This is a genomic window from Micromonospora sp. DT4 (genome assembly GCF_049841675.1).
Lineage (GTDB): Bacteria > Actinomycetota > Actinomycetes > Mycobacteriales > Micromonosporaceae > Micromonospora.
Window position 1 is genome coordinate 1 of sequence record NZ_JBNCKT010000513.1, and the last position, 234, is coordinate 234.

Sequence of the window (234 nt, forward strand, 5' to 3'; positions counted from 1 at the left end):
AGGTACACCCCGTGCGAGCGGGCGTGCGCGCGCATCGCCTCGACCGTCGGACCGTCGGACCACCGCACCCACCAGTCACCCCGCCCGACCCCCTCGGCCTCCCAGGCGACCGTCACGGGCACGCGTGCCCACTCGGAGAGGATCTGGGACAGCCACACGGCCTGGCCCCGCTTTTTCGGCATGGACCACACCCCATTTCGTCACGCCTGTTACGTCACAGTCTACTCCCGGCCG

Annotated in this window: 1 protein-coding gene; it reads right to left on the bottom strand. The window is 70.5% G+C overall.

Going from position 1 to position 234, the window contains the following annotated elements; translation table 11 throughout:
* Positions 1 to 182 (bottom strand): hypothetical protein (locus ACLQ24_RS30725; protein WP_425895213.1); only part of this gene is annotated, 182 nt, incomplete at its 3' end.
* Positions 183 to 234: the final 52 nt, after the last annotated feature.